The sequence below is a fragment of the Desulfuromonadales bacterium genome, assembly GCA_035620395.1.
In the GTDB taxonomy this organism is placed as follows: Bacteria; Desulfobacterota; Desulfuromonadia; order Desulfuromonadales; family DASPGW01; genus DASPGW01.
This window is the reverse complement of sequence record DASPGW010000293.1, coordinates 1-7297: the sequence shown is the minus strand read 5'-3', so window position 1 is coordinate 7297 and position 7297 is coordinate 1. Positions and strand designations below refer to the sequence as shown.

The following is a 7297-nucleotide window of genomic DNA, read 5'->3' as shown; positions in this document are numbered from 1 at the left end:
CTGTCCCGGGCCGAGCAGGCTGGTATCCCTCGACTCTGCGTCGATCATCGCCACTATGGCAGCCGCGAGGATTACGATCGCGCGGTGGTGTCCGCATTAAGGAGCTCCGGCGTTGAACTAGTCGTGCTGGCCGGTTTCATGCGCCTGATTTCCACTGTATTTCTCGAGGCTTTTCCCGGGCGGATCATGAACATTCACCCGGCGCTGCTGCCGGCGTTTCCCGGGCTGCATGTACAGCGCAAGGCCCTGGAGTACGGTGCCCGTTTCGCTGGCTGCACCGTTCACTTCGTCGACGGCGGCGTCGACACCGGTCCGATTATCATTCAGGCGGTCGTTCCGGTACTTGCCGACGACACCGAGCAATCCCTCTCGGCCCGTATCCTCCAGCAGGAACACCGTATCTATCCGCGAGCCATTCAGCTTTTTGCCGAGGGCCGCCTGCAAATCGAGGGGCGCCGGGTCCGCATCGATCCCCCCTGCCCGCCTCCGGCCAGCGCCATGGTCAATCCGCCCCTGGAGTAAAATCCTCCTGCCTCGCAAGGTTTTCAATGCGTCCAATCCTGGTCAGTGCCTGCCTGCTCGGGCTTCTCACGCGGTATGACGGCGCCTCGAAACGTCATGAGCCGGCCTTGCGGTTTATTCGCGAGCAGGGGCTCGTCCCGATCCCGGTTTGTCCGGAGCAGCTGGCTGGCTTGCCAACCCCCCGTCCGGCGACCCGATTTGCCTGCGGCGACGGTGCAGCAGTCCTGGACGGAACTGGTGAAGTCATGAATGCCGAGGGGAACATCGTCAATGAAACGTTCCTGCACGGGGCAATCGAAACGATGAAAATTGCGCGGTTGGCTGGCTGCACGCAGGCTCTGCTGAAAGAGCGCAGTCCCTCCTGCGGTGTCCATCAAGTTTACCTTGAGAACCAGGTTGTCGCTGGCCAGGGGGTGACTGCCGCCCTTCTGACCCGCAACGGTCTCCAGGTCTTCAGTGAAGAGGACTTGTGATCTGCGCAGACACAAGGACCAGTCCCACTACGAGACGCACACCGCTGGCAAAACTCTGATACGCGAATTTTTCCGTGGCCAATAATCATTACGACGTCATCATCCTGGGTGAAAGCCTCGCCTCCCGCATTGCCGCGGTCCTGCTAGCGAAGGCGGGACGCCGTGTGCTGTTTGCAGGCTTGCCGGCCACGGCTTCCTGTCCCGCCTGGATTCCTGCCAGCCTGCATCTCCAACGCCTGCTCGAATTACTGGGCAACAGCTCCTGCCTCGTATCCGCGCCACCCTTCCAGGTCCTGTCAGGACAGGTCCGCTTGACTTTACACGGCATCTCCGCTCTTCATGACGAGCTGCGCCGGGAATTTCCGGCCGACAGCATACGGGTACAGCAACTGCTCCGAGAACTGGACAGTACAGGCACGCGACTCGAAACCGCTTTACTGGAAAGCGAAGGACTGCCGCTAACGGGTTGGGCGAGTCGCTGGCAATTTATGCGCAAAAGACTGCTCAAGGGGCTGACTTGGGGGAGGCTGGCCCGCCCGCTGGCAAACAAATTGAAAGGCGGCAATTCAGCTCAGACGGTGCAAGCACTCTCCACTCTCTTCAGCGGGCTGGCTCTTCGCCCCATTGAACATTTGTCGGTCGCCGAAGGCGCATTGCTCTGGCGTGGCTTCGGCAATAATCAGGGCATCTCTGCCAGGGACCTGAACGTATTGCTGACGCACCATTTTGAGCTATTCCACGGCGAACAGGTCTCGCTGGCTGATCTGAAGAGTGTCCAGGCTACGGATCGGAGGTTGCGGGAGGCAGTTTTCATGAATGGTCGTCGTTGCACCGCCGAGGTCTTTCTTCTCGGCAGCCGTGATGCCAACAGGCTCCTGCCGGGGGAGTTCCGAGCCGATGAAACCGTTGACCATCCCCTTCTTGCCATTGAAGCCCGGATCGCAGATGGCACGATTTCACCTCTGCTTGCTCAGGTCTTGATCCTCGCCGGTTCGCCGCCTTTGCGACTCACTCTGCTGCCGGATTCTGCCGGCAGCCGTTGTCGGGTCCATTGTCAGGCGACAGGGCCAGCAAGCGACACCTCCGGCGCTGCTCAACTCGAAGGACGGCTTTCGGAACTGTTCCCCTTTGCGACCCTGTGTTTCGAGCCGCGCGCCGCCATACAATCTGGTCCGGCCGCCGTTAGCGAAGACCGTTCCCGGCGGCAAAAAACATTTCCAGGTGCCACCAGTTCCCTTATCGCCGGAGAGCACCTGCTATACTGTTGCGGAGAGCAGGTGCTGCCCGGGCTGGGCGCTACCGGCGAAATCATGGTCGGCGTCAGCGTGGTCAACCATCTGCAGCGGAAAATACGCCACTGACCTGACGCCCCTGCCGCAGACGAGGCTCGACAATTCAAGGGAAAAACAGCGCAAAAAAAAGTTGCAAATACCTATAAGGCGTGATAAGAATACGCGTTCTAAACATCCAGGAGGTTTCTATATGGCCAGAGTTTGTGAAATATGCGGAAAAAAACCGACGACCGGCAATAACGTCAGCCATGCTCATAACAAAACCCGGAAGGTCTGGTACCCCAACCTGCAGAAGATCAAAGCACTCGACAAGGGGACCGTTCGTTCCATCAAGGTCTGCACCCGCTGCATCCGCTCCGGGGCTGTCACCAAGGCACTCTGATTCAACAGCCAGCTCACACATAAAATACAGAGGGGCGAACCTTATGGTTCGCCCCTCTGTTTGTATCTGCCGCCCGTCAGACATGTTATGCCGAGCAGCTATTTCCTGCAATAAGCGATCCACTCAATTTCGACCCCCACCCCCTTGGGTAATGCTGCAACCTGCACCGTCGCCCGCGCCGGAAATATGCCTGAAAAATAGCGCCCGTAGATACCGTTCACCACGGCAAAGTCGCTCATATCCACAAGATAGATCGTGGTTTTGACCACCTCACCGAACCCCAGGCCGGCAGCGTCAAGAACCGCCGCCATGTTGGCCATCACCCGCTCGGTCTGGACAGCGATATCGCCGCTGACCACTTCACCGGTTACTGGGTCGAGAGGAATTTGGCCGGAGAAAAAGGCATAATCGCCGGTCCGCACCCCTTGAGAATACGGTCCGATAGCCGCCGGTGCATGTTCCGTTTCAATTTTTTCGATGGCCATGACAACCTCCTTAAAAAAGTTCCATGTCAATAGGTTTAAGCGGAAGCAAGAAACACCGTCCTTAATTGCGCATCCGTTCAACCTTGTAGACCCCTTTCACCTTGAGCAACGCATTGATCACCCGGTTCAGATGGTCCAGATTCTGAACATCGACTTCAAAAGTATTGATTCCCTTGCGATCCGGCGTGGAGTGAACATTGGCGCTGATGATATTGGCCTCGCAGTTGGTGATGGCGCCGGTAATGCTTGCCAGCATCCCCTTCTGGTCGACGCAGGAGACGCGAATTTTTGCCGGCCGCGTCGACTTCTTCTTCATGTCCCATTCGACTTCGATGCGCCTTTCAGGATCACCCTCCAGAGAATGAGGGCAGTCGGCCGTATGCACCGTCACGCCCCGCCCCCGGGTGATGAAACCAATGACCGGATCACCCGGCAGGGGATTGCAGCACTTGGCATAACGGACCATGATATCTTCGACACCATGAATCTTGATGGCGCTTGAAGGTTTTTTGCGTATTTTCTCCAACACCTGCCCGAGGCGGCCAGCCTTGGGGGTTTCGGCTTTTAGCTTCTCGGCGGGGACGAGCCGATGGATAATCTGGCCCAGCGGCACCTTGCCGTAGCCGAGCCCGGCCAGCAGATCCTCTGTCGAATGGAAACCCAGCTCCTCCACAGCTTCCCCACCCGCCTCCGAACCCAAAGCCCGACTCAAACTGAAACCGTATTTGCGCAACTCCTTTTCCAGCAGTTCCTTGCCAAGCTCGATGCTTTTTTCACGCTGTTCGGTCTTGACCCACTGCTTGATCTTGTTGCGCGCCTTGGAAGTACGGACAAACTTCAACCAGTCCTTGCTCGGAGTCTGATTGGGGGAAGTGGTGACCTCGACGATATCGCCGTTATGCAGTGGAGTTTTGAGGGGAACCAGCTTGCCGTTGATCTTGGCGCCGACGCAGTGGTGGCCGACGTCGGTGTGTACGCCATAGGCAAAATCGACGGGTGTCGAGCCCTTGGGCAGTTCCTTGACATCCCCCCGCGGGGTAAAGACGTAGACTTCTTCGGGGAAAAGGTCGACCTTGACCGTATTCATGAACTCGCGGGAATCCTTGAGTTCCTGCTGCCATTCGAGCAACTGGCGCAGCCAGCCAAAACGCTTGTCGTCGCGGCCGGTAACAACCGAGCCCTTCTCCTTGTATTTCCAGTGCGCCGCGATCCCCTCTTCAGCCACGCTGTGCATTTCGGGGGTCCGGATTTGAATCTCCATCCTTTCGCCGAAAGGACCGATGACCGTCGTGTGCAGGGACTGGTACATGTTCGCCTTGGGCATGGCGATATAGTCCTTGAACCGGCCTGGTATGGGCTTCCAGGTTGAATGGATGATTCCCAGCACCGCGTAGCATTCGCGAATACTCTCGACGATGATGCGAAAGGCGATCAGGTCGTAAACCTGGTCGAAATCGATGCCCTGACGCTCCATTTTGAGAAAAATCGAGTAAAGGTGCTTGGAGCGGCCGGAAACGTCGCCGACGATCCCCTGCTCATGAAGCTTCTCCTGAATGCTTTTCTTGACATCCTCGACATATTTCTGCCGTTCCTTCCTGCGCTTGGCGACCTTGGATGCCAGATCCCGAAAAATTTCCGGGTGCAGGTAACGAAAGGAAAGGTCCTCAAGCTCGCTCTTGAGCCAGCTGATCCCCAGTCGATTGGCAAGCGGGGCATAGATGTCGAGGGTTTCCTGGGCGATCTTGCGGCGGCGCGACTCCGGTTGGAACTCCAGGGTCCGCATGTTGTGCAGCCGGTCGGCGAGCTTGACCAGAATCACCCGGATGTCGCGGGCCATGGCCAGAAGCATCTTGCGGAAATTTTCCGCCTGCCGTTCCTCGCTGGTGCGAAAGGTAATTTTGCCGATCTTGGTAACCCCGTCGACCAGGTCAGCGACTTCTTCCCCGAAGAGAGCACGCAACTCTTCGGGGGTGGTCAGGGTGTCCTCGATGGTATCATGCAGCAGACCGGTCACGATAGATGGGACATCCATCTTGAGCTCGACAAGGATCGCAGCCACTTCCATCGGATGGGTCAGGTAAGGTTCGCCGGAGAGACGCACCTGCCCCTGATGGACCTTGGCGCTGAAAACATAGGCTTTGCGCAGCGCATCAAGGTCGGCGCCGGGATTGTATAAGAGAACTTTTTCGATTATGTCGTCCAACCGAACCATCAAATCATTTCCGGTCTACAGCCAGAAAAACGGTGCCGGCAGTGAAATCACCGCCGGCACTCGTTGAAACCAAAAAAATGTCACATGTATCGCGTTCCTGTTTAATGCTGTGCTATTCAACATGAAACATGGAACGCCGAGCACCCGTCCTCATTTTTTGCGGGCAGGAATCTCATACTCGATTCTGCCGGAGGCGATTTCTCGCAGCGCAAGCACCACCTTCTTGTTGCCGGCCTTGTTTTCGATCAACGGTTGCGCTCCCTTGTACAGTTGCTTGGTACGCTTGGCGGCAATCATAACCAGAAGAAAGCGATTTGGGACTTGACGCAAACAGTCCTCTACAGTAATACGTGCCACAGTGGTTGTTTCCTTTCCAGCAAAAGTTTATTTGGATTCCAGGATTCTGGAGATTTTGGCCTGCCGACGGGATGTCCGACAGCCCTCCGCCAGAACAATCGACTTCAGTTCAGAAAACGCCTGGGAAAAATCGTCATTGATGACGAGATAATCATACCATACTGCTTCACGGATTTCGTCGCGAGCATTGGCAATGCGGCGGGCAATGACCTCCGGGGAGTCCGTATTGCGTCCGTGGAGACGGCGCTGCAGTTCCGTCAGGCTGGGCGGCAGAACGAAGATAAAGACACCCTCTCGGTAACTCCTCTTCAGTTGCCGGGCGCCCTGACAGTCGATGTCGAGAAGGACATCGCGCCCCTCTGCCCGGAAACGTTCCAGTGTTTCGATAGCGGTGCCGTAACGATTGCCATGGACCTCTGCCCACTCGGCAAACGCCCCTTGCGCGACCATGGCATCGAAGACTGTCCTGGTGACAAAATGGTAGTCTATACCGTCCTGTTCGCCGGGACGCTGCGGCCGCGTCGTGTACGAGACAGAATGCCGAAGAGACTGAAAAAAGTCAATTATTTCCTTGCAAAGTGTCGTCTTTCCTGCCCCGGAGGGAGCGGAAATGACGAACAAAATTCCCTCCCGCTCAGGCCGCTCACTCGACATTCTGCACCTGCTCCCGGATCTTTTCCAGTTCTGCCTTGATGGCAACTACCAGACGGGTCATCTCGGCGTCGTTGGACTTGGAGCCCATGGTGTTGGCTTCCCGGTTCAACTCCTGAACCAGAAAGTCCATCTGCCGTCCCACCGGCTCGGCGACAGACTGCAGGTTGCGAAACTGCTGCAGATGGCTGTGGAACCGCACGATCTCTTCGCTGATGTCGCAGCGGTCGGCGAAAAGAGCTATCTCCTGAGCAACCCGCTGGGGGTCGTATTCGAAATCTCTCTGCAGGCGACTCAGACGCTCCTTCAACCGGGCCTGCCATTCGAGAGGGACTTGGGGGGCCCGTTCCTCAATCCTGGAGAGCAGCCTTTCTACTTCGGTCAACCGTCCCTCCATATCGAGGCAAAGAGCCTCGCCTTCTTTCAAACGCATGCCTTCCAGAGCGTCCAGAGCTCCTTCGATAGCCGTAATCACCAGTGACGCAACCTCCTCAGGCGCGAGCTCGTTCTCCTTCACGACAAGCACGTCCTTCTGCCCCACCAGTAGAGAAAGGGGGATGCCGCTGTCAACGGCAAAATCGGCGCTCAGTTGTTCGAAGAGGCCAACGTATGCCGCAGCAAGGGGTCGATTGACGGTTGGCAGCGCAGAAGATCCAGCGGCATATTCCTGGTTGATGAACACATCGATCTTGCCTCGGGCCAGGCGTGCGGTCACCCGCTTTTTCATTTCGCTTTCAAGGGACATTAATGCTCGCGGGGCCTTGACGGACACATCACTGTAACGATGATTCACTGAGCGGATCTCCACCGTCAAGGATACGGTTTCCGACGATGCCTGGCCCTTGCCATACCCTGTCATGCTTTTGATCATGAGTCAGTCAGCTTTCTGAGCGTTAGGATGTTGGAAAATTGCAGGAAAGGTT

The 7297-nt window shown here is 56.9% G+C and carries 9 protein-coding genes; 4 read left to right on the top strand and 5 right to left on the bottom strand.

Going from position 1 to position 7297, the window contains the following annotated elements:
• From purN to rpmB, 4 genes are all read left to right on the top strand, one after another.
• Positions 1-522, top strand: a 522-nt coding sequence (gene purN / locus VD811_15960; GenBank protein HXV22479.1) for a phosphoribosylglycinamide formyltransferase, incomplete at its 5' end; no start/stop codon positions are given.
• A gap of 26 nt (positions 523-548) precedes the next feature.
• On the top strand, positions 549-995 hold the full coding sequence (locus tag VD811_15955; protein ID HXV22478.1) for a DUF523 domain-containing protein: 447 nt from the start codon (positions 549-551) through the stop codon (positions 993-995).
• 74 nt (positions 996-1069) lie between these two features.
• The gene (locus VD811_15950; GenBank protein ID HXV22477.1) at positions 1070-2356 is read left to right on the top strand and encodes a hypothetical protein; all 1287 of its coding nucleotides are present in this window, start codon (positions 1070-1072) and stop codon (positions 2354-2356) included.
• Between the two features lie 121 nt (positions 2357-2477).
• Entirely contained in the window at positions 2478-2669 is a 192-nt protein-coding gene (gene rpmB / locus VD811_15945; GenBank protein ID HXV22476.1) for a 50S ribosomal protein L28, read from the top strand.
• 98 nt (positions 2670-2767) lie between these two features.
• Here the strand turns inward: rpmB and VD811_15940 are convergent, their stop codons facing one another.
• From VD811_15940 to VD811_15920, 5 genes are all read right to left on the bottom strand, one after another.
• Positions 2768-3154: a RidA family protein gene (locus VD811_15940; GenBank protein ID HXV22475.1), complete on the bottom strand. Its 387-nt coding sequence runs from the start codon at positions 3152-3154 to the stop codon at positions 2768-2770.
• Between the two features lie 61 nt (positions 3155-3215).
• Positions 3216-5366, bottom strand: coding sequence for a bifunctional (p)ppGpp synthetase/guanosine-3',5'-bis(diphosphate) 3'-pyrophosphohydrolase (locus tag VD811_15935; GenBank protein HXV22474.1), 2151 nt, complete (start codon positions 5364-5366; stop codon positions 3216-3218).
• 150 nt (positions 5367-5516) lie between these two features.
• Entirely contained in the window at positions 5517-5723 is a 207-nt protein-coding gene (rpoZ, locus tag VD811_15930; GenBank protein ID HXV22473.1) for a DNA-directed RNA polymerase subunit omega, read from the bottom strand.
• A gap of 27 nt (positions 5724-5750) precedes the next feature.
• Positions 5751-6344: a guanylate kinase gene (gmk, locus tag VD811_15925; protein ID HXV22472.1), complete on the bottom strand. Its 594-nt coding sequence runs from the start codon at positions 6342-6344 to the stop codon at positions 5751-5753.
• A gap of 22 nt (positions 6345-6366) precedes the next feature.
• Positions 6367-7245, bottom strand: a complete 879-nt coding sequence (locus VD811_15920; protein HXV22471.1) for a YicC/YloC family endoribonuclease — start codon at positions 7243-7245, stop codon at positions 6367-6369.
• Between the last annotated feature and the right edge of the window lie 52 nt (positions 7246-7297).